The sequence below is a fragment of the Bauldia sp. genome, from assembly GCF_965232525.1.
Taxonomy (GTDB): domain Bacteria; phylum Pseudomonadota; class Alphaproteobacteria; order Rhizobiales; family Kaistiaceae; genus Bauldia.
The window spans coordinates 4,178,050-4,201,681 of record NZ_OZ246980.1 but is presented as its reverse complement, the minus strand read 5'-3'; the positions used below and the strand labels follow the sequence as shown (position 1 = coordinate 4,201,681).

Here is a 23,632-nt window from a genome sequence, read left to right as displayed (position 1 = left end):
TAATCAGTATCCGCGTAACGTTGACCGCACCGGACCGGCCAATTGTGGCGTTTCTGGGCGCGGCGCAACTCAACTATTCGCGAGGCCGCGGACGCCACGTCCGAGCCGGATTAACGCCCGCCGCAGCCGCTCGTCGTCGATGTCGGCAACGTCCCTTTCGAGGCCACGTTCCGCTACCGGGTCGAGTATGCGCACCGACGGCATCCTCGCCGCCCCTTCTCCGGACGCAACCGGGCTCTGGATGATCCGGGCCCGTGCGATCGCGCGGTAGCCAAGGTAGGCGTTCACGCGTTCGACGATCTGTGGCAGGTCGTGCTGAACGAAGATGGCTCGCGGGCCGTCAACCTTCACGACCAATACGCCGGCCGCCGGTTCGCCATCGTCGCTTTGCCGCGGCCAGACCACCTTTTCGGGAGCTGTGCAGTTTGCGTGGGCCGAACCGGCGATGGCTGGCCAAGCGGCGATCAGGTCTGCAGTCGCGAAGCCGCGGCGGGCCGTGACGGGCGCGATTGTCCGCCCGACCAGATCGGACAAGACCACCGGACCGCGACGAGCTGAACGTCTGTGAACCGACATGACACAAGCTTGTGCCACGGTTGCCGGCAATCCGGAAGCCCCGTCGCTCAGCACGCGACTCTCTTTGAACAAGCAGGTTGCGACGCAGCATCGCGGTGTGCGGCTCAAGGCGAAAATTCTATGTGAAACAAATAGATAGATCAAAATGCGCGCTTCTTGACACGTTTCGACGCGAAACCTATGGTGCGCCCGGTTTTTGGGGCGGTTCCGGGCTTTGCACGGGCCGTGAGGGGCGCCGGCAGGGCGGTCTGATGAGCGAAGCGGATGGACCGGGCAATGAAAGACCGGGCCGCGAGCGGCGCGACGAGGACGCCAGCCTTTCCCGGAGACTGAAGGACCTCGACCGACGGATCGGCACTGTTCGACCGGAAGAAGAGAAGGTCGCCGACCCGGATGCGCCGCCGCGCACCGGCTATGCCTTGGCCTTGCGCATGGGCGCCGATCTGGTGGCCGGCGTCCTGGTCGGTGCGGTGCTCGGGTGGGGGGTCGACTGGTTGTTGGGCACCTCGCCCTGGGGATTGATCGTGTTCTTCCTGGTGGGGTTCGCGGCCGGTCTGTTGAGTGTGATGCGGTCGGCCGGCATGATCGCCAAACGGCCCGGAATTGACGACGACCCGGCGACCCGCCGGTTCGACTAACAAGAACGAGGGACCAGGTTGGCAGCCGATCCTATTTCGCAGTTCAAGGTCGAAAAGATCATCCCGATCGAAGTCGGCGGAATCGACTTCTCCTTCACGAACTCGGCGCTCTTCATGGTGGTGACGATTGTCGTCGCCTCGTCCTTCCTGATCCTCTCGACTCGCGGGCGGGGGCTGGTGCCCGGGCGATGGCAATCGGCGGCCGAAGTCGTCTACGAATTTGTCGCCAAGACGTTACGAGACGCGGCGGGTAGCGAGGGGATGCGGTTCTTTCCGTTTGTCTTCTCGTTGTTCATGTTCATCCTTGTCGCCAACCTCGTCGGGATGTTCCCTTACTTCTTCACGGTGACGGCCCACATCATCATCACGGCCACGATGGCCCTGATGGTCATCCTGACGGTCGTGATTTACGGCATCAGGCGACACGGATTTGGATTTTTCCGTCTATTTGCGCCGAGCGGCTTGCCCCCGGTCCTCCTGCCTTTCGTTACCGTGATCGAGGTTGTCTCGTTCATCTCGCGACCGATCTCCCTGTCGATTCGACTGTTCGCCAACATGCTGGCCGGGCATATCACCTTGAAGGTGTTCGCCGGATTCGTCGTGGCGCTTGGGTCGGCCGGTTTCGTCGGCATCCTGGGCGCGATTCTCCCGCTGCTTGGAACGATCGCTCTCACCGCTCTGGAGTTTCTGGTGGCGGTGGTCCAGGCCTATGTGTTCGCCACCCTCACCTGTCTCTACCTCAACGACGCGCTTCATCCCGGGCACTGACCGCCCGGTTGCGTTCATCCTCCATCAATCAGCCTTCTCATCAAGGAGTTCATCATGGAAGCAGAAGCAGCCAAGTTCATCGGCGCCGGCATCGCCTGTATCGGCATGGGCGCCGCCGGCCTCGGCGTGGGTAACATCTTCGGCAACTACCTGGCGGCCGCCATCCGGAACCCGGCTGCCGCCCAGGGCCAGTTCACCAACCTGATCTTCGGCTTCGCCGTGACCGAGGCGCTCGGCATTTTCTCGTTCCTGGTTGCCTTGCTACTCCTCTTCGCGGTTTGATCGCGTGATCCATCGATCCGTCCGGAGGCGCTGATGGCAACCGGCGAAACCGAACCCTTCGTCGAAGGGCAGGTTGTCGACGAAACGGTGGCGGAACACACAACGTTTCCGCCGTTCGACGCGACCACGTTCGCATCCCAGCTCCTGTGGTTCGCGATCACCTTCGCGCTGCTCTACTACCTGATGGCCAAGGTAGCGCTACCCCGCATTGGGGGCATCCTCGAGGGACGGCGGGACCGGATCGCGGCCGATCTCGATCAGGCTGAGCGACTGAAGGGTGAATCGGAGGATGCCGCTGCCGCCTACGAGAAGGCGCTCGCGGACGCCCGGGCACGAGCCTCCAACATGGCGGACGACGCGCGGGAAGCGGCTCGTGGCAAGGCGAATACCCAACGCGAAGCGGTCGAGAAGGACCTTGCGGAGAAGCTGGCGACCGCCGAGACGCGTATCGCGGATATCAAGAAGCAGGCGCTCGCCGAAGTGGGAACGATCGCCAGAGACGCCGCCGAAGCGGTGGTCACGACGCTGATCGAGGCCGAACCAACGACCGACGAGGTCAGAAAGGCCGTCGACGACTCGATGGCCGGGAGAGGTACCGATGCTTGAGGACGCGACGTTCTGGACGCTGATCGGCCTGATCCTGTTCCTCGCTTTGCTGGTTTACATGAAGGTGCCCGGGGCGATCACCGGCGCGCTCGACAAGCGGGCCGCTTCGATCAGCGACGAACTCGATCAGGCCCGCAAGCTTCGCGAAGAGGCCCAGTCGTTGCTGGCTGAGTATCAGCGCAAGGCCCGCGAGGCGGAGTCGGAGGCCGAGGAGATCATCGACCAGGCCAAGCGCGAGGCGGAGGCGATCGGCGTCGAGGCGCGACAGCGGATGGAGGAGTACGTCTCCAGCCGCACCCGAATGGCCGAAGAGAAGATTGCCCAGGCCGAAATCCAGGCGCTTCAGGAAGTGAAGGCGCTATCGGCCGATGTCGCAATTGCGGCGGCCGAGAGGCTGCTCGCCGCCAAAGCGAAGGGCGAGAAAGCCGACGCTCTGGTGGCCTCCGCAATCGAGGACGTCAAAAACAAGCTTCACTGATCGGCGAAGGCCGGTTCGGTTGGGGCTGGGCCGGCCGGATTCGCCTCAGCGTCCGATGCTTTGTCCGCGAACAGCTCAATCTGCTCGGCCTCCAGGCCGAGGGCGATCCGTACCGGCGCGAAGCTGCGCCGATGATGAATGCAGGGCCCATGCGTATCGAGTGCTGCGAAGTGGTCGCGGGTCGAATACCCTTTATGACTGCCGAAGCCGTAGTCGGGATAGGCCCGTCCAACTGCCGCCATCAGCCGATCCCGGGTGACCTTGGCGACGATCGAGGCTGCCGCGATCGAAACCGACAATGCGTCGCCGCCGATCACGGCCTCGCCGGGGCAGGGGAGATCGCGCGGGAGGAGGTTACCATCGACGAGGACATGGTCCGGTCGCCGGGCCAGCCCGGCGACGGCCTTGCTCATCCCCCAAAGCGATGCCTGCAGGATGTTCATACGATCGATCCGCGCCCGGCTCGCCACCGCCACCGAAACGATCGCGCGGCGCAGGATCGTATCGTGAAGCCGTGAGCGCTCCTCTGCCGCGAGGCGTTTGGAATCATCGAGTCCGCTCGGCACGCGGCCTTCGAATATCACCGCGGCGACCACGACGGGTCCTGCCAGCGGCCCGCGTCCGGCCTCGTCGACACCGGCGATCAGCCGTGCACCGCGGCGCCGCGCCCGTTTCTCGATCCGGTTGGTCGGCTTCGGCAGGTCGATGAGTGGCGGCGAATCGGCGGGCGGTTTCGACATGGGGCCGGATGGTGGCGGTCATCGCGATCGGCCGCAAGAGTGAAACCGCCTCGCTCAGCGCGTCACGCCGCCGCCCGCTCCGATTTGACGTGGGCGAGAGTGCTGATGCTGAGCCAACGCTTCAGTGCCCGTCGCGCCCATGTCGGGCCGTCGGTCTCCAGTCGCCCGGAGTCGATCGCCGTCGCCAACGTCAGGTCGCCGCGCCAGATGTAGATCATGTCGGCAAGCGTCGTGGTCAGGTAGAGATCGACCTGATAGCCCGGATCGGTGACGCAGAGCTCACACGTGCCGTCGGCATTGACGAACCACCAGTTTCGCTTGGTTTTGGGCTGATCGGTGAGGGTCATCTGAACCACGGCGCGGCAATCACCGAACGCAGTCGGATCGGCGCCCCGTTCCATTGCCCACACCAGCAGCCCGACATCCTTTTCGTGCTTGACAAGATCGCGACGCGACCAACGCATCCCCCAGGTGCCGAGGGCAATCACGATTGGGACGAATTCTTCCCCGGCGGGTGTCAGGTGGTAGGTCCAGCTGCGGCCGCTGGCGGACCGGCGGCGCTCGACGATGCCCTCGGCCTCCAACTGCCTCAGCCGATGGGTGAGTGTAGTCGGCGACGCCAGCGGCGCGCCGCGCTTCAGTTCGGAGAACCGGCATGCGCCATAGGCGAGATCCCGCACGATGATCGCCGTCCATCGCTCGCAGAACAGTTCGGAGGCCTTGGCGATCGGACAGAATTGGTTGTAGCTGCGCATGGCATTTCGACCCTTCTCCAAGCGTCAGGATAGCTGCCGTCGTCGCCCGACAATACTCCAGAATCTGGACTATTCGCGCCGCCAACAACCGTGCTTCGATCGCCCTCGTTTTGGGCTGACAGGAGTACACTGATGACCGTTCTGGAGAGCGCCATCCTCGATCACCACAAGCCGGCCGCGCGGATGTGGGGCATCGGCGGGGCGGCCTATGACAATGTGAGTTTCCGAATCTCCGATGCCCTTGCCCATGCGGCGCAGCGGCTCGCGCCGCGGCCCGGTGATCGCGTCCTCGACGTCGCTACCGGCACCGGATGGACCGCGCGCAACTTGGCCCGCGTCGGCGCCGAGGTCACCGCCATCGACATCGCCCCGGAGCTGCTTGCGGCTGCCGAGGCGTTGTCAAAGGACCTCGACCGGCCGATCGACTACCGCCTCGCGGACGCGGAACGCCTGCCGTTCGCCGACGGTGCCTTCGACGGTGTGATCTCGACGTTCGGGGTCATGTTCGCGGTCAACCATGAACGCGCCGCGACGGAGATCGCCCGGGTCTGTCGTCCGGGCGGGCGATTGTCATTGGCCTGTTGGGCGCCCGCCGGCGCCGTGGCGGAATTCTTCGGCGTGATCGGCAAACATAGCGGCGCGCCGCCGCCTGAGCCATCGCCGCTCGCCTGGGGTGATCGCGACATCGTCGCCGGCCTGCTCGGCCGCGACTTCGACCTGACATTCGAGATGGGGATCAGCAACGCCTATCACGCCGATCCGGACGAGATCTGGGACTGGTACGTCGAAGGCTTCGGCCCGCTGAAACAACTGGCCGCCTCGCTCGACGAACCGGCGCGCACGGCGCTCAAGGCCGATGTCGACGCCTATCACCGCCACTACGCCACTGACCTCGGCCTCCACATCAAACGCGAATACCTGGTGATTGTCGGCAAGCGCCTTGGCTAAAGCAGGCTGAGCTGGGCGCCCGTCGGCTGCGGCGAGCGGAACTGCGTCTTGTCCAGCGAGCGTTTCTCGCGATTGAGCCCGGCCCGCCGGGCGGCGAGTTCGAACCGGCGCCCAATCTGCCACGCATACGGGCCGTCGCCGCGCTGGCGATGGTGCCAGGTTGAATCGTAATCCTTACCGCCGTGCATGGAGCGGATCACCGACAGCACGTGCTTGGCGCGGTCAGGATAGGCTCGCTCAAGGAAGTCCTTGAACACGTCGCGCACCTCGAGCGGGAGCCGAAGAAGGACGTAGCCCGCCTCTCGTGCTCCAGCGACCGACGCCGCGTCGAGAATCCGCTCGATCTCCGGTTCGTTCAGCGCGGGGATAATCGGCGCAACCATGACCGTGGTCGGAACGCCCGCTTCGGACAACAGGCGCAGCGCCGCCAGGCGCCGTTCCGGCGTCGCGGCCCGCGGCTCCATGGCTCTTGCGAGTTTGCGGTCGAGAGTCGTCACCGACAATGCGACCTTGACCAGATTGCGCGCCGCCATCCGCGACAGGATGTCGATGTCGCGCAGGACCAGCGCCGATTTGGTGACGATCCCGACCGGGTGGTTGGCCGCGTCGAGAACCTCGAGAATCTCGCGCATGATCCGATAGCGCTTCTCGATCGGCTGATAGGGATCGGTGTTGGTGCCGATCGCCATGGTCTTCGGCTGGTAGCCTGGCTTGGCGAGTTCCCGTTCGAGCAGCTTCGCCGCGTTCGGCTTGGCGAAGAGGCGGGTTTCGAAATCGAGCCCCGGCGATAGCCCCATATAGGCGTGGGTCGGCCGGGCGAAACAATAGGCGCAGCCGTGCTCGCAGCCGCGATACGGATTGATCGATCGATCGAAGGAGATATCCGGCGACTGGTTGGTGGTGATGATCCGTCGCGGTTTCTCTTCCTGAACCTCAGTCTTGAACGGCGGCAGGTCGTCGGCCGAGCCCCAGCCGTCGTCGAAGGCGGTGGTTTGGGTCGGTTCGAAACGCCCCGAGGGGTTGATGCCGGCGCCTCGACCCCGTCGCCGCTCGGGGTCGATTTGGACGCCAACAAAGTCCTCGACCGTCTGCGCGGGGGCGATGCGGCTGGCGGCGAATCGGTGGCGTAGCGAGGACATGAATAGATTCCTAGCATATGAGCGGAACAAATCAAGAACAAATTTGCAATTCTTGAATCCCAAGAAGCTGCGCGGTGGGAGCACTGCGCCGTGACACCAAGCCATCCAACGAAGATTGGAACTCGCCATTTGAACGCACGGCCACAGGCTGTTTGAATTGCACCATTGGTGGAAACTGGAACTGAAGCCTTCTCATGTGGTTCATCAAGATCGCGCTCGTTCTGGTCGTCGTGTTCGGCGCGGTCCTCCTGCTGCTCTCATTCATGCAGACCCGGATGTTGTTTCCGGCCTATCTCGTCGCACCGCCGCCGGAGCTACCACCATCCGCCGTCGCATTGGATGTTGAAACAGGAGCTGGCGAACACCTCTACGGTGTTCATATCCCGCCCGCTCCGTCACACTCCGGTGAGCGCGTGGTGTTGCTCGGTTTTGGCGGCAACGCGTGGAACGCTGCCTGCATGGCTGTGTTGCTCCATCGGCTGTTTCCCGATCGCGACGTGGTCACGTTCCATTATCGCGGCTATCGCCCGAGCACCGGCCGCCCGAGCGCGGCGGCGCTGCTTGCAGATGCTCCGATCCTCTATGACGATGTTATCGACCGGCTCGGGCCAGCGCAGGTGGTTGCGGTCGGCTACAGCATCGGCACCGGCGTTGCGGCGGAACTGGCGTCGCGTCGGCCGCTTGCCGGCGTCATCCTGGTCAGCCCGTTCGACAACCTCGAAGCTTTGGCTCGGGAGCATTTTCCATGGGCGCCGGTTGGGCTGCTGTTGCGCCACCAAATGCCGGCCGCCGATGCCATACGCGGCGCGACGACCCCTGTCGCGATTATCGCTGCTGAAAACGACAGGATCATTCCACCCCGCCGAACCGAGGCCTTCCGGACGGCGGCTGCCAACCTCGTCTTCGATCGTACGATCCCCAACGTAGGACACAACGACCTCTATCAGACGCCGGCTTTCGAAGCCGCAATGACGGAGGCGCTGACTCGGATCCTGGAGGCTGGGACCCAGGTGACCGCGTCCCAAGTGGCAGGCACCGATGCAACGGACGCGGCGGCTTTGTCGTCTCGCGGCTGCTAGCGGGCCCTATCCGACCCGTCGCGTCGCCGGCCTTCAGACGTCGGCCTGCCGCAGCTTGCCGCGCTTTAGGTGCTCGTCGAGCCGTGGCATGATCTCGACGAAGTTGCACGGCGCGTGGCGATAGTCGAACTGCGGCGCCAGGATGCCGTCCCAAGCGTCCCGGCACGCTCCCGGCGATCCCGGCAGGCAGAAGACGAACGTCTCGCCGGCGACGCCCGCGGTCGCGCGGGACTGCACGGTCGAGGTGCCGATGGTGCCGTAGCTGATGATGTGGAACACCGCGGCGAACCCGTCCATGTGCTTGTCGAACAGGGGTTCGGCGGCCTCGATGGTGACGTCGCGCCCGGTGAGCCCTGTACCGCCGGTGGTGACGATCGCATCGACGGTGTCGTCGGCGATCCAGCGCTGGAGCACGGACCGGATCGCGGCGATTTCGTCCTGGACGATTTCGCGCCGGGACAGCACATGACCAGCGTCGGAGATTCTGTCGGCAAGCGTCGCCCCGGAGCGGTCGTCCTCGATCGTTCTGGTGTCTGAAATGGCCAGGACGGCGAAGCGTACAGGAACGAAGGGCACGTCTGCAGTGTCGCTCATGGTCCGTTTCCCCTAGCGCCGGTGGCGTCACGAGCCGGCAGTTTGCGTCGCCATCACCCACCAGGACGGTTCGGCCGCCCGCAGTCGGGCAGCCGCCCGCACGGCGGTTTCGTCCGACATGAAGATACCAAAAACCGTCGGCCCGGACCCGGACATTCTTGCGAACACACAGTCCGGGTCGTTGGCGACCGCGCGCAAAGCAGTCTCGACTGGCGGCACGATGGCAACGGCCTGCGGGAACAGGTCGTTGCGCGTCCGCCTCAGCCAGAACACCAGTTCCATCGGCGTCGCGATCGAGTTGGGCAGGGCCGGCATCGGCTCGCGCGCGGCCGGCTGAAGCCGTCGAAACACGTCCCGCGTAGAGAGCGGAACGCGCGGGTTCACCAGAACGATGGGCAGGGCCGGGAGTCCGTTGACAGGAAGCAGGTCGTCGCCCCGGCCGCGCAGCCGGGCGGGCCGCGACAAAAGGCAAACCGGGATGTCAGCCCCTAGCGAGAAGCCGATACTGGCAAGTTCTTGAGCGGGGATGCCGAGATGCCAGGCGCGATTGAGCAACCGCAGGGCAGCGGCGGCGTCGGCGGACCCGCCGCCGAGGCCCGCGGCGATCGGCAGGTGCTTTTCGAGCTGCAATCCCAGTCCGCCCTGCACATCGGCGGCGAACGCTTCGGCCATGCCCTTGGCGACGGTGAAAACCAAATTGTCTTCCGGTGGGCTCGCAGCGCGCAACTCTTCGGCAAAAGGACCGTCGATCCTCAGCCCGATCATGCCCGGCTCCTCGGGATAGAGCGTCACCCGGTCGGCAAGATCGGCGAACACCACCAAGCTATCGAGATTGTGGTATCCATCCGGACGCCGGTCCAGGACGTGCAGCGCGAGGTTCAGTTTGGCGCGCGCCGACTCGACCTTGGCGGCGGCTTCCGAAATCAGAACCGCGACAGGATCAACCGCCGTTTGCGCCATCAGCGACTAGGCCGCTCTCCAGCTTGCGGACGATCTTTTCGAGGTCCTTTGGCTCCGGATCGAGATCGCGGGCGTGGTTCCACTGGAAGGTTGCCTCCAGCCGCCTGCCGACCTTCCAATAGGCGTCGCCGAGGTGGTCGTTCAGCACCGGGTCCTCCGGGCGCAGTTCGACCGCCCGCTCCAGATGGATGACCGCTTCCTCATACTGGCCGAGCCGATAGTAGGCCCAGCCGAGGCTATCGACGATGTAGCCGTCGTCCGGTCGTTGCTCGACCGCCTTGCGGATCATGTTCAGGCCTTCCTCGAGATTGCGGCCCATGTCGATCCACGAATAGCCGAGATAGTTCAGGACTTGTGGCTGATCCGGGTTGAGTTCGAGCGCCTTTTTGAGGTCGGCCTCCGCCCTCTCCCACTGCTTGCTACGCTCGTAAGCGATGCCGCGAAAATAGAAAAGCCGCCAGTGGGAATCCACGACTTCTTCGATCGTGTCGATGCCCTTGCCGTAGATGTCCACCGCCTCTTCGAAGCGCTCGCGACCGCGCATGATGCTCCCGAGAGCCGTCACCAGGGTCAGATCGTCCGGCTCGTCGGCAACCAGAGGCTCAAGCAGGCTGATCGCCGCCTCCGGGTTGTCCAGGAAGTCGTGGCAGAGGGCGGTCTGGACATCGGCGTTGCGCCGCAGGCTCGAGGTCCTGGGGATTCGATCGTAGACGGCGTTAGCGTCCTCGCATCGTTCCGCGCCAGCGAACTGGTCCGCGAGGCTGAGGGTGGTCAGATGGGATTCCGGCTTCAGGTAGAGCGAGAGCTGCAGGTAGGCCGCTGCGAGCTCGACGGCGCCGTCGGATCCGATCAGCGACCCCAATCCGTACAGGACTTCGGCGGCGCCATCGATCGTCGACCCGACCATGGGCTCCAGTTCGTCGCCGCGGGCGATCCGGGCGGCGAGGTCACCGATGATCGGATGGTCGGGCTGCCTCTCCAGAAACTGGTCGAGTGCCGCGGTAGCCTCATCTCGCTGGCCGACGCGGGCGAGTATACGCGCGTAGGCTTCCGCGACCCGGAGCGTCGATCCGGCCGTGCGCGCAGCATCGCTGATGGCGCCGACTGCAAGATCGTCCCGCCCGGCGAGATCGGCGATCAGCGCGGTATGAAAGGCCTTAAACGGGTCGAACCACCGCGGTCCGGTAACGTCGTTGATAATGTCGAGCGCGGCTTCGGTTTCGCCCGAGCCGAATACCGCCCACGCCGTCAGGAGAGCGCCTGTGATGTCGCTGAGCGGTGCGCGCGCCGTTTCCGATATCTCAACTTCCGCTCGGCCGAGTGCCCCTTTCTCGATGGCCTCGATTCCGCGCAGGAGCCGCGCGGTCGGGTTCCGCGGATCGACATCCACGAGCCGTTCGGCATAGCTGAGGGCGGAGTCGATATCGCCATTCGCGATCTGGAGAATCAGGACCCGGTCGAGAAGGATCGAGTTGTCCGGGTCGGCTTCCAGCGCCGCGGTGAAATACGCCGCGGCCGACTTGAGGTCGCGGGCCGAATCGGCGCTGCGCCCGGCGAGGTAGCTGCCCGCCAGCGAAGGTGCGAATATGCCACCGCTCTGCCGCGGGTTGACGGTCTCGGCAGCCGCCGGGCCGCCGGCAAGGGCCAGTCCGGCCGCGAGAATGGTCGTGCTCAGGAGGTGTCTGACAGTCATTGGTATCCGTTTATGGCTTCAGCCAGGCGGCGCCCACGGCGGACAAGATGGCGGTTTTCTGGGTGTTCGGCAAGCGTCGCTGAAACCCGGCGCTCAGTGCGCGCGCTCGATGCAGAAGTCAACTGCTTCGAGAAGGGCGGAACGGTATTCTGAGTCCGGGAAGGGTGCGAGGGCATCCCTGGCGACGGCGCCAAAATGGCGCGCGCGCTCTACGGTGTCGTCGATCGCATCGTAGCGGCGCATCAGCGCCACGGCGGTTTCCAGGTCGCCGTCGCTGATCTTTCCCTCAACGATGACCCGCTGCCAGAACGCCCGTTCCTCATCGGACCCCCTCCGGTAGGCGAGCACCACCGGGAGCGTGACCTTGCCTTCGCGGAAATCGTCCCCGACCTGCTTGCCGAGGTCTGAGGCGTTGCCGCCATAGTCGAGCGCGTCGTCGATCAACTGAAAGGCGAGGCCGAGATTGGTACCATAGGAGCGGAAAGCCGCACGCTCGGTCCGGTCGCGATCGGCGATGGTCGGCCCGACCTCGGCGGCCGCCGAAAACAGCGCGGCCGTCTTCGCCTGGATGACCGCGAGATACTCGTCCTCGGTCGTTGCGGTGTTCTTGGCCGCGGCGAGCTGCATCACTTCGCCTTCGGCGATGATCGCCGCGGCGTTTGAGAGGATTTCCAGGCTGTCGAGGGAGCCGACTTCGACCATCATCTTGAACGCCTGGCCGAGCAGGAAATCGCCGACCAGAACGCTCGCCTGATTGCCCCAGACGAGGCGGGCCGCAGCCTTGCCGCGGCGCAGGTCGCTTTCGTCGACAACATCGTCGTGGAGCAAGGTGGCGGTGTGCATGAACTCGACGCTGGCCGCGAGCTTGACGTGGCCGACGCCGTTGTAGCCGCACATGCCGGCTGCGGCTATTGTGAGCATCGGGCGCAAACGCTTGCCGCCGGAATCGATCAGGTGGCGGGCGACCTCGGGGATCATCTCGACGTTCGAGCCGGCCCGATCGAGGATGATATCGTTGACCGAAGCCATTGATGCCGCAGTCAAATCGACCAGCGGCGCGATACTCGCCCGCTCGTCCCTGTTGCCGCCCTGAAGGGGAACGATCACGCCCACCGGACACCTCTCTGTTTGCCGGCTCCGACCATAGGCGTCCCGGCTAACCTGTTCAAATCTAGCGCGAAAGCCGGGGTCGGGGATTGCGACGGATTGTCGGGGCGCGATTCGCTCCTTAATGTCATGGACACCGCCGATCCGGCCCCTGAAAACGTGTGAGCCGCATGGAAGAGATCATAAGAACCAATGACTTAGTCCTGATTTCGTTTGTCGAGGCATTGCTCAGGGACGCCGGAATCGAGGCGCTGGTCGTCGACCAGAACATGAGCGTGATCGAAGGCTCGATCGGGGTGCTGCCACGGCGAATTCTCGTGCCGACAGAACGGGTTGACGCCGCCCGGCGGATTTTGACCGAAGCCGATATCGGCGGCGAACTGGAGAAACCGAAGCCGAGCGAATGACACGGCCGACGCCGTCCGACACCCCTCCGACACCGGTCTCGACGCCCACCGACACCGGCCCGACACCGATGGCGACGTCGCGCCACGCGGGTGTCGAGCGCGACGCTTCGGCGCCCGGGGACATGCCGCCAGATATCACCGTCGACGCCTTTCTCGGCGGCCGGGTCGAGGCGGTCCAGCCGGCGCGCGGTCACCACCGGGCCGGGCTCGAAGCGGTGCTGCTCGCCGCCTCCCTCGACGGCCGCATCTCCGGCACCGTGGTCGATCTCGGCGCCGGGGTCGGGGTCGCCGGTTTCTGCGCCGCCGCCCGCTGCCGCCGTGCCCGCATCGTGCTGGTCGAGCGGGACGCCGAAGCGGTCGCCTGTGCCCGCGCCGGACTTGCCCGACCGGCCAACCAGAGCTTTGCCGACCGGGTGCGGATCGTCGCCGCCGACATCGCCGCGCCGGAGGCGGAACGGGTGGAAGCCGGCATGGGGCGCGACCTTGCCGATCACGTTCTGTTGAACCCGCCCTTCTACGCCGGCGCCAGCGGCACCCGGTCGCCGGCCAGGGCGCGGGCCGATGCCCATGTGCTCGGGGCCGGCGGGCTCGACTCGTGGCTGAGGGCCGCCGCGTCGGTGCTCAAGGTGCGGGGTGGCGTCACCATTGTCTTCCCGGCCGCCGGACTGGCGGAGCTGATCGCCGCTGTCGGCCGCCGGTTCGGTGCGCTCGATCTGTTGCCGATCCATCCACGTCCCGACGAACCGGCGCATCGGATTCTGGCGCGGGCGGTCAAGGGCCGCCGGGCGAGCCCGCGCATCCTGCCGCCACTGATCCTCCACGGCGCCGAGGGCAACGCCTTCACCAAGCCAGTCGAGGCGATGCTGCGCGATGGCCGGTCGCTGGCGTCAGCAGCCCGCGGCTGGCACCGCCCACGCGCACGCTCCTCTTGAGCCGGTCGGAGATCGAAGGAAGGGGCGAGCAGCTTTAGGCGGTTTCCATCTCATCAACGCGCTGAACCGAAACCCGCCTTGCCACCGTAACAGACCCGATGCCGACGGCGTCAGTCTGACCAGTCCGATTCGTAATGAAACTTGGCATAATTCCGGGTATCCTAACAAAAGCTGGAATCTGAAAGGAAACCGAATTGGCTTCTAAGGTCGTGAAGGTTGCCGCTTTTCTCGTCATACTCATCCCCGGCACCGCATTGGGTGACACCACCACTTGGCTATTCTATTGCCCCGCTCATGCAGGTGGACAATGCGGCCAAGAGTATCCAAGAAGCGTCGAGGAAACGAGGGTCAATGGATTTTGTGGTACTCCGTCATCCAACACAAAACCAAAGGGAATAGAATGCGCGGTGATTGGCCAGGCACCCGAAGATATGAAGTGTAAACGTGGGCATAACACGTCGAAATACCGTCAATGCTATTGTATAACTGGCTTTCCGAACGTCGTTTACGATTTGAAAGCTGAGGTGACATGCTGAGTATTGGGCGTAGCCGGCGCGGATAACGGTGTCGACGTATGCGGCCGGGGCTTCCCGGCAAATAGTATTCGGTGAATATAAGCGTCTCGCCGGGGCGGCTTGCCGCCGTCCGCGGAGACGGACCTTTCGGATCGCACCGGTGCCAGTTGCTTGAACATGGGCGCGACGTCCGCCCCATGCCCTTCAGCCTTTGAAGGCATGCCAACGACCTCATCTTGAGAGCCTGCCCCCGACTTGATCGGGGGTGCGAGCGTAGCGAGCCTCGAAAGACGCACGACACCGTCACGGACGGTCCGCGGTCTTGCGTGCGAGGCCGCCTTCGGCGGCTCCTCGACGTGCGGTGGGCTCTGTGGGCAATCGTTGCGAACTCACCCCCCTCGGGCTCCGCTAGGGCGCGCTGCGCTGCGCCAAGCTCCGCCGTCTCCCCCGCAAGGGGGGAGAGGTGCGGTCGCACGCGGCGAGGGCTTCCGCAGAGGAGTCCGACAAGGGGAGAGGAAGCACTCCGTTGGATGAGCGGTGTTGGCGGGGGATCAGCGTTGGCTCGGGCTCCACTTCCCGCTTCCCTGTCGGGAGAGGGGCATGCCCCGACGCCGGCTTCCCTCCCCCCTTGCGGGGGAGGGTCAGGGAGGGGGGTAGCGGCGCATCCGCCGGCGATTACGTTGTGCGTCGATCGCCAATCGGGGTTAGCGCTCCGGCACCCCCCTCTGGCTCCGCTAGGGCCCGCTTCGCGAGGCCAAGCTCCGCCGTCTCCTCCGCAAGGGGGGAGAGGGGCGGTCGCACGCGGCGAGGGCTTCCGCAGAGGAGTCCGACAAGGGGAAAGAACATCCCCTCATCCTGCGGAGCTTAGTGCCGCCTGATCCGGAGGCGGGAAGTGAGACCGATGTGCCTTGCCTGGATGGAATGGATCCCCACCTTCGTGGGGATGAGCGGGAAGGTGGGCTTCACTCCCTATCTCCGCGGGAGAAGCCATGTCCGCCTTGGCACGGACGCGAGCTTCGGCAAACCGGGTGAGGGTGGGACCCAAAAAGGCGTAATCGGTTGCGAAGAACCCCTCACCAAGCTCGGCTAGGGCGGCGTCGCCGCCAAACCTCGCTATCCCCCGATCGAGCCGGGGACAGGCTCTCTCCCACAAGGGGAGAGGATACATTACGCGGGGGATGAGCGACTGGTGCGAGAGCCGGCTCTGCAAATGAACGCGAAGTGGAGTGCGTAGGTATGGCGTTTTCGTTACGAACCTTGTTGCGGCGGGGTGGGCCGGTGGTGCCGGTGGTGCGGCTCGCCGGGCCGATCGGCATCGGCGGCGGCGGGTTCCGCCAGACCCTGTCGATCGCCAGCGTCGCGCCGCTGCTTGCCCGCGCCTTCGCGATGAAGTCAGCGCCGGCGGTGGCGATCTCGATCAACTCGCCCGGCGGCTCGGCGGTCCAGTCGCATCTGATCCATCGCCGCATCCGGGCGCTGGCCGAGGAGAAGAACAAGCCGGTGATCGTCGCGGTCGAGGACGCGGCGGCATCCGGCGGCTACATGATCGCGGTCGCCGGCGACGAGATCGTCGTCGACCCGTCGTCGATCGTCGGCTCGATCGGGGTGATCTATTCCGGCTTCGGCTTCGAGAAGGCGATCGCGCGGATCGGCATCGAGCGGCGGGTCCATACCGCCGGCGAGAACAAGGCGATCCTCGATCCGTTCGCGCCGGAGAAGGCAGCCGACGTCGCCCGGCTTAAGGCGCTGCAGGCGGATATCCACGACACCTTCATCGACCTGGTGAAGGGGCGGCGGACAAAACTCGCCGACGATCCGGAGTTGTTCACCGGCGCGTTCTGGACCGGCGACCAGGCGGTCAAGCTCGGGCTCGCCGACCGCACTGGCGAGCTTCGGGCGGTGTTGCGCGAAAAGTTCGGGGAGAAGGTGGTCCTGAAGGTGATCGCCCAGCAGCCGAGCCTGCTGCGGCGACGTCTCGGGCTCGGCCCCGCTGCGTCGATGGCCGCGGGGATCGAAAGCGCGCTCGGGCTGATCGAGGAACGGCTGCTGTGGGAGCGCTACGGGCTTTAGCAGGATTTGCTTCAGTCGGGTGACTCGCGCGCCATCCCTCCCCAAAGTTGGGGAGGGTGGCCGGCGCGCAGCGTCGGACGGGTGGGGTTTGATGCTTTGCAACCGGCGCGGACCTATCGAAACGTCCCCACCCACCACCCTTCGGGTGGTCCCCCCTCCCCTGGCGGGGAGGGATTCCGCGTCGGTGTGACGTGTGTAAATGGGACAGGAAAGCGGGAATCTAGACTCCAGCGGAGCGGCTGCTGCGCGCCGCAAGTCTGATGCTGGATCCCGGATCACGCGACACGGCTGCGCCGTGCGCGGTCCGGGATGACCGGTGATGGTTTTCTGAAGTCGTGCCAAAGACTCCGACGTTTGATCGGGCAGCTACGCGCGCACTGTCGATCGGCGTCGGTACGACCAGTGCGCAGATGTGGATGGCCGGGCCTGTCCAGATCAAGTCCGGCCATGACGGTGATTCTGGAGCGCGTAGCATCCAAGCCCGCGCTCACCCGTCGTCCTCCGGCTCGACCGGAGGACCCGATATCGCCAGCACGTGGCTGGGTAATGCAGCACCAAGGCAAGCATCCCGATCTTCAACAGAGCAACGGTTTCGATGGGTCCTCCGGTCGAGCCGGAGGACGACGCGGAGCGGGTGGAGACGGGCGGCGCGGACCAGGAGCTGCTGGGCGGGGGCGGGCCGTGCGGCGCCATTCGGCGAACGCACGACACTGGAATGTCACCACCTGTCGTCCGCTCCCGCCGGGAGGGATGGCCGGTGACGTTTTGTCGGGATCGCTTCCCCAGACACCGGCTTCCCCATCGGGACGCGGGGCGATAGGGTCGGGCCATGGGTCCGCTGCTCACCATTATCGGTCTGGCGATCTTCGCCGTCATCTGGTGGCGGCGGCTGACGCGGGCGCGCGACGTCGCCAATGTCGTGCTCAAGAAGCCGCAGGCGCGGCCCGAGACACCGAAGGCGGTGACCCTGAAAAAAGATCCGAAGACCGGCGTCTACCGCGAAAAGCCGGACGAATAGGCCGAACACCATCGCGAGCGCCGGCGCGTCTCGCTTGCGTATCGCCTGTGCGTCAGTGGCATCGGGGTGGCGAACGACGTCGCTGCCGTTGACAGGCGCGGCGCGAGGACCGAGATCACCCGCCATGACCGACACCAGCGACGACATGGAAACCTGCCACGGCTGCGGCGGCCGCTTCGCGCGGATCGAGGGGCCGACCCACCGCTACATGACCAGCGCGCCCGGATGCTGGGCCGCCTACGGCAAGGTGCTGGCGGCGGAGTATGAGGATTTCCGGCTGATGAAGACCCACCGGCTGACCGTCGATGCCTACGCGATCCAGCACCCCGGCGACGGGTCGCGCGCGGCGATCCAGTCGGTCGGCCTGCACCTGGCGCGGCTGATGGTGCAGCTGGAGTCGCCGCGGCCACCGCGGCAGACCAACGACGTGATGCTCGGTCTCGCCAGACATAAGGCAAGCCTCGTCGCACTCGAGCCGCCGGCGGCTTTCACCATGACGGTCGCCGATGTGGCGCCGTTTGCCGGCACCGACCGGCACGTCGAGATGGTCGAGAACTGGGCGCGGCAAACCTTCGCCGACTGGCACGCCCAGCACGACACCATCCGCGCGTGGATCGCCACGACCGGGCAGTGAGAGCGGCGAGCCCAGGCCGCGGATTCACAGATGACAGGTCCAGTCGGCGCGCACGTTGGCTCTGATGGATCGGACACCCGTGGTTTGAAAATCTCAGCGTCCGCTTTCGTGGTAGCGCCGCGCCTCTCTTCCCGGTTCACGCCGGAATCTGAACCACCATTTCGATCTCGATCTGTAGATCGGGTCCGGCGAGTGCAGTGACGCCGACACCGGTCATACTTGGCTGTTCTCCGTTGAGGAAACCCGCGATCTGGGGCATCGCGATACCCATTGTTTCGTCGTTCAGCTCCGTCATGTAGACCCGCATCTGGACGATATCGCGGGTGCTGGCATCGATGGCCAGCAGGGCCGCGCCGAGATTGGCGACGACCTGCTCGGTTTGTGCTTCAAGCGTCTGCGGCACCGCAGACCCATCCGCGTCCCATGCAACTTGACCGGAGACAAAGGCCAGCCGGCCAGGGCTGGTGACGGAAATCTGCGAGTAGCCCGCCTTACCGGCGTCGGGCAATGTATCCGGGTTCATTCGGATGGGTGCGTTGGACATATCAATTCTCCTTATTGTGCTCGATAGCGTTCAAGATAAGTTGGGATATAGGCGAATAGGATTCGTGACTGAGACGAACGAAAATCGGCATACGGGGTGCAGTGGCTGATTCAAAAGTAAACGACATTCTCGTCTTCTTGTCTGTTGTGGAGACCGGGAGTTTCGCGTCCGCCGGGAGGGCGTTCGGCCTTTCCCGGTCAACGGCCGGCAAGGCCGTGGCCCGGCTTGAGGACAGATACGGTATCCGCCTCCTGAACCGCACGACCCGGGCGATCAGCCTGACGGAGGAAGGGCAACGACTGTTTCATCAGGGACAGGCCATCCAAGCGGCGATTGTCGCCGCCGACACGAGCATGGCGGGGGCCGACGGTGTTCCGAGCGGCACGCTTCGGATCGCAGCACCTGACGCGCTTGGACGGCGGCTCCTGATGCCCGTGGTTCGAAGATTCCTGAAGCAGTGGCCCGAAGTTCGTTTCGAGATCAGTTTTTCAGATACCGTCAGCCGGATCATCAAGGACGGCTTTGATCTTGCGGTGCGGGTCGGCGTCACCTCCCCCGATGGGTCCCTCATCTCCCGCACCCTGATGACCGATAGGCCAGTGCTGTGCGCTTCACCCGCATATCTCAAAGATCACGACCCGCCCAAAACCATTGATCAACTGAGCGCCCATGACCTTCTGCAGTTCTCGAGCGTCGGACAGCGTCAGGTCTGGTCCCTGCAGGATGCGACCGGGTTCTGGAGCAACGCGCCGGGACGGGTCCGTTTACGGCTGGACAGCGCCGAGGCGCTCCGCGAGGCCGCCCTGTCGGGAATGGGGATCGCCTTGTTGCCGATCGTCCTGGTGAAAGACGACCTGAAAATCGGTTCCCTCGTCCAAGTTTTGCCGGACGTGAAGCGCGGGGAGGTTCCGATTATCGCCTTGTATCCGCATAAGCGGTTCCTGGAACCACGGGTGCGGCGTTTCATCGATATGTTGGCCGCCGAGCTATCAGGCCGCTAGCCCCAAGTCTGGCCGCGGCGGGGCCGCGCCTGGTTCGCGGCGACCGGACGGTGAGCGGCGGCGAGCCCAGGCCCGCGTTCGGTACGACGTCCGAGTTGATCGTTTCGCCGCTGGTGTCCGGTGTGCGGACTTTGCTGCCGTGGGGCGATTGACCGAATGGGCTGCAAGCGGTCATTCGCTGCGCGCGGCACGCGACGCGGGAAAGTGCCACATGCGAGCATCGGAAACTGCAACGGGCGGTCTAAAGGCCCAGCTCCGACAGTCCGGAATGGTCCATGGGGCGAGGACCACGTGGCCAACGGAACTTTCGATTTTCTTCTGAGATCGGCAGATCGTTGATGCTGGCGCGACGCACGCGCATCAGCCCTTGATCGTCGAACTCCCAGTTTTCGTTGCCGTAGGACCGGAACCAGAATCCGCCATCATCGTGCCACTCGTAGGCGAAACGCACAGCAATCCTATTCTCCGCGAAACACCAGACTTCCTTGATCAGACGGTAATCGAGCTCGCGTTTCCATTTGCGGTCAAGGAACGCACGGATTTCATCTCGACCCGCGAGGAATTCGGAACGGTTCCGCCAAACGCTGTCCTCCGTATAGGCGAGCGCTACTTTTTCCGGATCGCACGTATTCCACGCATCCTCCGCAGCGCGCGCTTTCTGTGCCGCGGATTGTGCATCGAATGGAGGTAAGGGGGGACGCATCAAACACTCACCACTGATTATACGGCAGAAACTTACCGGTCATCGTTACTTTCACGCGGTCACCCTTGGGGTGTTCGATCTTTTCGATGAAAAGATCGAAATCGATCGCGCTCATGATGCCGTCGCCGAATTTCTCGTGAATGAGTTCCTTTATGGTATCGCCATAGACGTAGGTAATTTCGTGAAACCGATAGATCAGCGGATCTTTGGAGACCATTTCGGTTTCCTGGGCCTTCTTGGGCGGCAGCTGAAGCGCCGTTTCCACATCTTTGGCACGGTTTCCGAGATCGAGGTAATTAGCCACTTTTGCGGCAGCGTCGGCAGGCAGCGTATTCTGGCCAAGGCACGCCGATACCACAAATACGGGAGACAAGCCTGCGGCTTTCGAAATGTCTTCCCAGCTAACACCCATGGCAAACTTGGACGCCATAACCAGTTCGGTCATTTCGAGTTTTGACATCAATGCCGTCGGTGCTTGCGAGGTGTTGGGTAAGGATGAAACCGTTGACATTTGCTTGTTCCTTTCAGGTTCGGGTTTCGCAAAGAAAGCTCAAAGCGCCCTAACGGCACTACGGGTAACCATCCGGCATGATTTCGATGCGGTGAGCCAGATGGGCCGGAACGGCAAAGCGAACCGGTTTTTCTTCAAGGCCGGGGATGTCCTGGATAACGACCCACGTGTCGTCGATATCCAGGTAAGGGTAGATGACGAACGTGATCGTGTTGGCGTCCTGCCATTTTGGATTCTCCAGAAAGAGCGTTCTTTCTTCACCCGAACGTTCAACCCGTCGAATTGTGTATTCATCGTATGCGTGGCCGTCATAGCTGAACAACGTCAGGCATGGTCCCGGCTTCTCAGTTATCCGCATGAACGGCGGGCTACTGGCGAGAGAACGGTTAAGGAACAGCGTGCTTGCTTCGCTTGCGCGCGCATAGGCCCATTCCCTGGATAAGCCTGCAAGATGCTCAATGCCTTGGGTACTCGAAGTGCATTCGGTGGTGCCTGCGGGCTGACGGTTCATTGTCGTTTATCCAAACGCCGCATGACAGTCGCGGCGGATCTCATCCAGCTGAAGGAGTTGCGCTCTCCATGCCTCACCGGTGCCGGCAGTCAGGCTCATCCGGAGATCCCGCACCGCGCCGCGCGCCCGGTCCAGGCAAGCCTGGAATCCGCGCATGATTGTCGCTTCCTTTTCCGGATCCATCTCAAGCAACGCCACATTGGGCGTGAACGCGCCGGCAGCCAGCAGCAGGCCTTCCATCTTCTCTGCAATGTCGGCCAGTTCGCCCGCCCTGGCGGGATCGTCGATGTGCCGGAAGAGGAAGTTCATCAGCGTCCCCAATTCCGCCATATGAGCCCTGAGCGACGGCAGCAGATCGGTCGACTGAGACGCCTTCGCTGGTTGGACGGACAACACCTGGGCCCGCGCCGAGACGCTCGCGGGCACCTCATGCCCGACCAACACCGCTAACGCCATGATCACGGCCGCCAACCTCATCTCTGCCGGTCCTTCAGGCCCGCATCCGGACGGAACTGCGGCAGGCATCTGTCTTCAATGGGTTCACGTCTGGCGGGTAGACGAGGCCTTGTTCAATCTGGACCTCGCTGAGTGGTATACTGCGGACGTTGCCGGAAAGCTCTTTCGAGCGTTGCACCAGGAAGTCGATGATGTGGTTTCGGATGTCGTAGTAGCCCGGATGGTGGATGATATCACCCCGGTTACGCGGCCTTGGGATGTCGACTACAACAGCTTCGGCGATATTCGCCCGCGGGCCGTTGGTCATCAGGAAAATCCGGTCCGAAAGCAGTATCGCTTCATCGACATCGTGTGTAATCATGAAGACGGTCTTCCGTGTCTCCGACCAGATCTTGATGAGCTCATCCTGGATTGACCCGCGAGTCAGCGCATCAAGCGCACCAAAGGGCTCGTCCATGAGGAGAACCTCGGTTTCGAGTGCGAAAGCCCGCGCGATGCCGACCCGCTGGCGCATGCCGCCGGAAAGCGCATGCGGTTTGCGGTCCAGACCATCGGACAGACTGGCAAGTGAAAGATACTTACGCGAGTGCGCACGAACGGTGTCGCTATCCCAGTCCGGCCACCTGGCTTTGACAGCAAAATCGACGTTTCTCTGCGCAGAGAGCCAAGGTAGAAGGCTATGGTTCTGGAAGACGACGGCGCGGTCCCGCCCCGGGCCGTCAATCGTCTTGCCGTCGACCAGAACGCAACCACTGCTCGGCTTCTCGAGCCCGGCAATGATGTTCAGTATGGTCGACTTGCCGCATCCGGAATGACCGATGCAGGTGACGAACTCGCCACGCTCCAGTCGAAAATTGACGTTTTCAAAGACGACATTCTCTTCGCCCCGCTTCGGCCCTGGAAACGACTTGCCCAGGAGATCTGACTTGACGACATACTCGGGCATCGGGGCTACTCCTTGTATTCGATAACGCGCAGGGCCTGGCCGAGCGCGAGGTCGAGCATCAGTCCCACGATGCCGATGACGACGATGGCAAAGATCATGCTGGCCAGGTTGAGGCCGTTCCACTCGTTCCAGACGAAGTAGCCAACGCCGACCCCGCCGATGACCATTTCAGCCGCGACGATTACCAGCCAGGCGATGCCGATCGAGATGCGCATTCCCGTCAGGATTGTTGGCGCGGCCGCTGGCAGGATAACGCGATAGGCAGTCTGGAGCTTCGACAACTCCAGTGTCTTGGCGATATTCAGCCAATCGGGTTTGACGTTCGCCACTCCGAAGGCTGTGTTGATGAGCATCGGCCAGATCGAGCATATGAAGATCACGAAGACTGATGCCTGCTCGGCATCCTTGATGAGATAAAGTGCCACCGGGAGCCACGCCAGCGGCGAGATTGGCTTGAGCACCTGGACGTAAGGGTTGATCGCCGCGCTCCACAAGGGCGACATGCCGACCAGGAACCCCAGTGGGACAGCAACGATGATGGCCAGGACGAACCCTGTCAGCACCCGCGCCAGCGAATATTGAAGCTGGATGCCGATGCCCTTGTCGTTGGGCCCCCGGTCGTAGAAAGGATCAAAGATCTGCTCTGAGGCCTCCCGCCAGACGAGCATGGGGCTCGGAAAGCCGGTCTCCGCCTCCTCAGCCGCACCGCCTGTCGTGAAGCCGAACGACTGGATGCCGCCGGCCGCATCGATCTCTTCAAGGCTGAGGCCGAGGCCTGCGATCTGGTCGATCTGATCGAATGTCAGCCCCTGTTTCGCATAGGCGTCGATATCATCTTGCGACATGCCCTTTTCGGACAGCGCTCCCACCTGCTCGTTCGACAGTGTGACGGTTCCGGCATCGTGGACCGTCGTCGTTGTCAGCGCCTGCCAGATGACCAGGAAGACAACCAGGAGGGTGAGGGAGAGTAAGCCCGCAAGAAGGTTGTTGTTTTTCATGGGGAGTGTTTCGCCTGATCCTG

General features: G+C 63.9%; 28 protein-coding genes. 13 read left to right on the top strand and 15 right to left on the bottom strand.

The annotated features are described in order from the left end of the window. Nucleotides 1-69: 69 nt before the first annotated feature. The gene (locus ACO076_RS19925; RefSeq protein ID WP_421724557.1) at nucleotides 70-534 is read right to left on the bottom strand and encodes a DUF721 domain-containing protein; all 465 of its coding nucleotides are present in this window, start codon (nucleotides 532-534) and stop codon (nucleotides 70-72) included. A gap of 293 nt (nucleotides 535-827) precedes the next feature. Here ACO076_RS19925 and ACO076_RS19920 point away from each other — a divergent pair, with 293 nt between their 5' ends. The 5 genes from ACO076_RS19920 to ACO076_RS19900 are packed head-to-tail and all read left to right on the top strand — an operon-like array spanning nucleotide 828 to nucleotide 3,348. After that, nucleotides 828-1,214, top strand: coding sequence for an AtpZ/AtpI family protein (locus ACO076_RS19920; protein ID WP_421724556.1), 387 nt, complete (start codon nucleotides 828-830; stop codon nucleotides 1,212-1,214). A gap of 18 nt (nucleotides 1,215-1,232) precedes the next feature. Next, complete coding sequence (locus ACO076_RS19915; protein WP_421724555.1) at nucleotides 1,233-1,982, top strand: F0F1 ATP synthase subunit A; 750 nt, start codon at nucleotides 1,233-1,235, stop codon at nucleotides 1,980-1,982. A gap of 54 nt (nucleotides 1,983-2,036) precedes the next feature. Beyond that, on the top strand, nucleotides 2,037-2,264 hold the full coding sequence (locus ACO076_RS19910) for a F0F1 ATP synthase subunit C (protein ID WP_421724554.1): 228 nt from the start codon (nucleotides 2,037-2,039) through the stop codon (nucleotides 2,262-2,264). 33 nt (nucleotides 2,265-2,297) lie between these two features. Further along, complete coding sequence (locus tag ACO076_RS19905) at nucleotides 2,298-2,870, top strand: F0F1 ATP synthase subunit B (RefSeq protein ID WP_421724553.1); 573 nt, start codon at nucleotides 2,298-2,300, stop codon at nucleotides 2,868-2,870. Next, nucleotides 2,863-3,348, top strand: coding sequence for a F0F1 ATP synthase subunit B (locus ACO076_RS19900; RefSeq protein ID WP_421724552.1), 486 nt, complete (start codon nucleotides 2,863-2,865; stop codon nucleotides 3,346-3,348). Before ACO076_RS19905 ends, ACO076_RS19900 begins: the two co-directional genes overlap by 8 nt. Here ACO076_RS19900 and ACO076_RS19895 read toward each other — a convergent pair. Both ACO076_RS19895 and ACO076_RS19890 read right to left on the bottom strand, forming a co-directional pair. Beyond that, the gene (locus ACO076_RS19895) at nucleotides 3,342-4,088 is read right to left on the bottom strand and encodes a ribonuclease HII (protein WP_421724551.1); all 747 of its coding nucleotides are present in this window, start codon (nucleotides 4,086-4,088) and stop codon (nucleotides 3,342-3,344) included. The two genes, ACO076_RS19900 and ACO076_RS19895, sit on opposite strands and share 7 nt — an antisense overlap. Nucleotides 4,089-4,150: 62 nt before the next feature. Further along, on the bottom strand, nucleotides 4,151-4,843 hold the full coding sequence (locus tag ACO076_RS19890) for a winged helix-turn-helix transcriptional regulator (RefSeq protein ID WP_421724550.1): 693 nt from the start codon (nucleotides 4,841-4,843) through the stop codon (nucleotides 4,151-4,153). Between the two features lie 132 nt (nucleotides 4,844-4,975). Here ACO076_RS19890 and ACO076_RS19885 point away from each other — a divergent pair, with 132 nt between their 5' ends. Continuing rightward, nucleotides 4,976-5,791, top strand: coding sequence for a class I SAM-dependent methyltransferase (locus ACO076_RS19885; RefSeq protein WP_421724549.1), 816 nt, complete (start codon nucleotides 4,976-4,978; stop codon nucleotides 5,789-5,791). On the opposite strand, the gene ACO076_RS19880 is transcribed toward ACO076_RS19885, so the two are convergent. Further along, complete coding sequence (locus ACO076_RS19880) at nucleotides 5,788-6,930, bottom strand: PA0069 family radical SAM protein (RefSeq protein ID WP_421724548.1); 1,143 nt, start codon at nucleotides 6,928-6,930, stop codon at nucleotides 5,788-5,790. The two genes, ACO076_RS19885 and ACO076_RS19880, sit on opposite strands and share 4 nt — an antisense overlap. A 194-nt stretch (nucleotides 6,931-7,124) precedes the next feature. On the opposite strand from ACO076_RS19880, the gene ACO076_RS19875 reads away from it, so the two are divergent. Then, on the top strand, nucleotides 7,125-8,009 hold the full coding sequence (locus tag ACO076_RS19875) for an alpha/beta hydrolase (protein WP_421724547.1): 885 nt from the start codon (nucleotides 7,125-7,127) through the stop codon (nucleotides 8,007-8,009). A gap of 33 nt (nucleotides 8,010-8,042) precedes the next feature. Here the strand turns inward: ACO076_RS19875 and moaB are convergent, their stop codons facing one another. The 4 genes from moaB to ACO076_RS19855 form a co-directional block, all read right to left on the bottom strand. Continuing rightward, a complete protein-coding gene (moaB, locus tag ACO076_RS19870; protein WP_421724546.1) occupies nucleotides 8,043-8,603 on the bottom strand; it encodes a molybdenum cofactor biosynthesis protein B in 561 nt (186 codons plus the stop codon). A gap of 27 nt (nucleotides 8,604-8,630) precedes the next feature. Then, entirely contained in the window at nucleotides 8,631-9,563 is a 933-nt protein-coding gene (locus tag ACO076_RS19865; RefSeq protein ID WP_421724545.1) for a 4-(cytidine 5'-diphospho)-2-C-methyl-D-erythritol kinase, read from the bottom strand. Continuing rightward, complete coding sequence (locus ACO076_RS19860) at nucleotides 9,544-11,256, bottom strand: tetratricopeptide repeat protein (protein WP_421724544.1); 1,713 nt, start codon at nucleotides 11,254-11,256, stop codon at nucleotides 9,544-9,546. Before ACO076_RS19860 ends, ACO076_RS19865 begins: the two co-directional genes overlap by 20 nt. 93 nt (nucleotides 11,257-11,349) lie before the next feature. Further along, nucleotides 11,350-12,369 (bottom strand): polyprenyl synthetase family protein, encoded by a 1,020-nt coding sequence (locus tag ACO076_RS19855; RefSeq protein ID WP_421724543.1) that lies wholly within the window; start codon nucleotides 12,367-12,369, stop codon nucleotides 11,350-11,352. Nucleotides 12,370-12,533: 164 nt separating this feature from the next. On the opposite strand from ACO076_RS19855, the gene ACO076_RS19850 reads away from it, so the two are divergent. The 5 genes from ACO076_RS19850 (at nucleotide 12,534) to ACO076_RS19830 (ending at nucleotide 17,939) form a co-directional block, all read left to right on the top strand. Then, entirely contained in the window at nucleotides 12,534-12,770 is a 237-nt protein-coding gene (locus ACO076_RS19850; RefSeq protein ID WP_421724542.1) for a DUF2007 domain-containing protein, read from the top strand. Continuing rightward, on the top strand, nucleotides 12,767-13,702 hold the full coding sequence (locus ACO076_RS19845) for a tRNA1(Val) (adenine(37)-N6)-methyltransferase (RefSeq protein ID WP_421724541.1): 936 nt from the start codon (nucleotides 12,767-12,769) through the stop codon (nucleotides 13,700-13,702). The genes ACO076_RS19850 and ACO076_RS19845 overlap by 4 nt, the downstream gene beginning before the upstream one ends. Nucleotides 13,703-15,453: 1,751 nt before the next feature. Next, nucleotides 15,454-16,287 (top strand): S49 family peptidase, encoded by an 834-nt coding sequence (locus tag ACO076_RS19840; RefSeq protein WP_421724540.1) that lies wholly within the window; start codon nucleotides 15,454-15,456, stop codon nucleotides 16,285-16,287. A gap of 829 nt (nucleotides 16,288-17,116) precedes the next feature. Then, nucleotides 17,117-17,305: a hypothetical protein gene (locus ACO076_RS19835; protein WP_421724539.1), complete on the top strand. Its 189-nt coding sequence runs from the start codon at nucleotides 17,117-17,119 to the stop codon at nucleotides 17,303-17,305. Between the two features lie 124 nt (nucleotides 17,306-17,429). Continuing rightward, on the top strand, nucleotides 17,430-17,939 hold the full coding sequence (locus ACO076_RS19830; RefSeq protein ID WP_421724538.1) for a DUF5946 family protein: 510 nt from the start codon (nucleotides 17,430-17,432) through the stop codon (nucleotides 17,937-17,939). 136 nt (nucleotides 17,940-18,075) lie between these two features. Here the strand turns inward: ACO076_RS19830 and ACO076_RS19825 are convergent, their stop codons facing one another. Beyond that, nucleotides 18,076-18,483 (bottom strand): RidA family protein, encoded by a 408-nt coding sequence (locus tag ACO076_RS19825; protein WP_421724537.1) that lies wholly within the window; start codon nucleotides 18,481-18,483, stop codon nucleotides 18,076-18,078. Between the two features lie 101 nt (nucleotides 18,484-18,584). Here ACO076_RS19825 and ACO076_RS19820 point away from each other — a divergent pair, with 101 nt between their 5' ends. Next, nucleotides 18,585-19,484, top strand: a complete 900-nt coding sequence (locus ACO076_RS19820; RefSeq protein ID WP_421724536.1) for a LysR family transcriptional regulator — start codon at nucleotides 18,585-18,587, stop codon at nucleotides 19,482-19,484. 241 nt (nucleotides 19,485-19,725) lie between these two features. Here ACO076_RS19820 and ACO076_RS19815 read toward each other — a convergent pair whose 3' ends face one another. Genes ACO076_RS19815 through ntrB form a run of 6 tightly spaced genes read right to left on the bottom strand, consistent with a single transcriptional unit; the run spans nucleotide 19,726 to nucleotide 23,609 of the window. After that, nucleotides 19,726-20,187, bottom strand: coding sequence for a DUF1348 family protein (locus ACO076_RS19815; RefSeq protein WP_421724535.1), 462 nt, complete (start codon nucleotides 20,185-20,187; stop codon nucleotides 19,726-19,728). 7 nt (nucleotides 20,188-20,194) lie between these two features. Beyond that, nucleotides 20,195-20,698, bottom strand: a complete 504-nt coding sequence (gene cynS / locus ACO076_RS19810) for a cyanase (RefSeq protein WP_421724534.1) — start codon at nucleotides 20,696-20,698, stop codon at nucleotides 20,195-20,197. Nucleotides 20,699-20,756: 58 nt separating this feature from the next. Continuing rightward, nucleotides 20,757-21,209 (bottom strand): hypothetical protein, encoded by a 453-nt coding sequence (locus ACO076_RS19805; RefSeq protein ID WP_421724533.1) that lies wholly within the window; start codon nucleotides 21,207-21,209, stop codon nucleotides 20,757-20,759. A gap of 6 nt (nucleotides 21,210-21,215) precedes the next feature. After that, nucleotides 21,216-21,680 carry a hypothetical protein gene (locus tag ACO076_RS19800; RefSeq protein ID WP_421724532.1) on the bottom strand — a complete coding sequence of 155 codons (465 nt, stop codon included), beginning with the start codon at nucleotides 21,678-21,680 and terminating at the stop codon, nucleotides 21,216-21,218. A gap of 19 nt (nucleotides 21,681-21,699) precedes the next feature. Then, complete coding sequence (locus ACO076_RS19795) at nucleotides 21,700-22,611, bottom strand: ABC transporter ATP-binding protein (protein ID WP_421724531.1); 912 nt, start codon at nucleotides 22,609-22,611, stop codon at nucleotides 21,700-21,702. A 5-nt stretch (nucleotides 22,612-22,616) separates the two neighbouring features. Then, nucleotides 22,617-23,609, bottom strand: coding sequence for a nitrate ABC transporter permease (ntrB, locus tag ACO076_RS19790; RefSeq protein ID WP_421724530.1), 993 nt, complete (start codon nucleotides 23,607-23,609; stop codon nucleotides 22,617-22,619). Between the last annotated feature and the right edge of the window lie 23 nt (nucleotides 23,610-23,632).

Coding starts and splice junctions, on each gene's coding strand:
- ACO076_RS19850 (WP_421724542.1), top strand. CDS start 12,534: ATGGAAGAGATCATAAGAACCAATGACTTAGTCCTGATTTCGTTTGTC.
- ACO076_RS19920 (WP_421724556.1), top strand. CDS start 828: ATGAGCGAAGCGGATGGACCGGGCAATGAAAGACCGGGCCGCGAGCGG.
- ACO076_RS19900 (WP_421724552.1), top strand. CDS start 2,863: ATGCTTGAGGACGCGACGTTCTGGACGCTGATCGGCCTGATCCTGTTC.
- ACO076_RS19825 (WP_421724537.1), bottom strand. CDS start 18,483: ATGTCCAACGCACCCATCCGAATGAACCCGGATACATTGCCCGACGCC.
- ACO076_RS19895 (WP_421724551.1), bottom strand. CDS start 4,088: ATGTCGAAACCGCCCGCCGATTCGCCGCCACTCATCGACCTGCCGAAG.
- ACO076_RS19835 (WP_421724539.1), top strand. CDS start 17,117: ATGGGTCCGCTGCTCACCATTATCGGTCTGGCGATCTTCGCCGTCATC.
- ACO076_RS19830 (WP_421724538.1), top strand. CDS start 17,430: ATGACCGACACCAGCGACGACATGGAAACCTGCCACGGCTGCGGCGGC.
- ACO076_RS19815 (WP_421724535.1), bottom strand. CDS start 20,187: ATGCGTCCCCCCTTACCTCCATTCGATGCACAATCCGCGGCACAGAAA.
- ACO076_RS19910 (WP_421724554.1), top strand. CDS start 2,037: ATGGAAGCAGAAGCAGCCAAGTTCATCGGCGCCGGCATCGCCTGTATC.
- ACO076_RS19880 (WP_421724548.1), bottom strand. CDS start 6,930: ATGTCCTCGCTACGCCACCGATTCGCCGCCAGCCGCATCGCCCCCGCG.
- ACO076_RS19865 (WP_421724545.1), bottom strand. CDS start 9,563: ATGGCGCAAACGGCGGTTGATCCTGTCGCGGTTCTGATTTCGGAAGCC.
- cynS (WP_421724534.1), bottom strand. CDS start 20,698: ATGTCAACGGTTTCATCCTTACCCAACACCTCGCAAGCACCGACGGCA.
- ACO076_RS19840 (WP_421724540.1), top strand. CDS start 15,454: ATGGCGTTTTCGTTACGAACCTTGTTGCGGCGGGGTGGGCCGGTGGTG.
- ACO076_RS19905 (WP_421724553.1), top strand. CDS start 2,298: ATGGCAACCGGCGAAACCGAACCCTTCGTCGAAGGGCAGGTTGTCGAC.
- moaB (WP_421724546.1), bottom strand. CDS start 8,603: ATGAGCGACACTGCAGACGTGCCCTTCGTTCCTGTACGCTTCGCCGTC.
- ntrB (WP_421724530.1), bottom strand. CDS start 23,609: ATGAAAAACAACAACCTTCTTGCGGGCTTACTCTCCCTCACCCTCCTG.
- ACO076_RS19795 (WP_421724531.1), bottom strand. CDS start 22,611: ATGCCCGAGTATGTCGTCAAGTCAGATCTCCTGGGCAAGTCGTTTCCA.
- ACO076_RS19890 (WP_421724550.1), bottom strand. CDS start 4,843: ATGCGCAGCTACAACCAATTCTGTCCGATCGCCAAGGCCTCCGAACTG.
- ACO076_RS19885 (WP_421724549.1), top strand. CDS start 4,976: ATGACCGTTCTGGAGAGCGCCATCCTCGATCACCACAAGCCGGCCGCG.
- ACO076_RS19875 (WP_421724547.1), top strand. CDS start 7,125: ATGTGGTTCATCAAGATCGCGCTCGTTCTGGTCGTCGTGTTCGGCGCG.
- ACO076_RS19860 (WP_421724544.1), bottom strand. CDS start 11,256: ATGACTGTCAGACACCTCCTGAGCACGACCATTCTCGCGGCCGGACTG.
- ACO076_RS19845 (WP_421724541.1), top strand. CDS start 12,767: ATGACACGGCCGACGCCGTCCGACACCCCTCCGACACCGGTCTCGACG.
- ACO076_RS19805 (WP_421724533.1), bottom strand. CDS start 21,209: ATGAACCGTCAGCCCGCAGGCACCACCGAATGCACTTCGAGTACCCAA.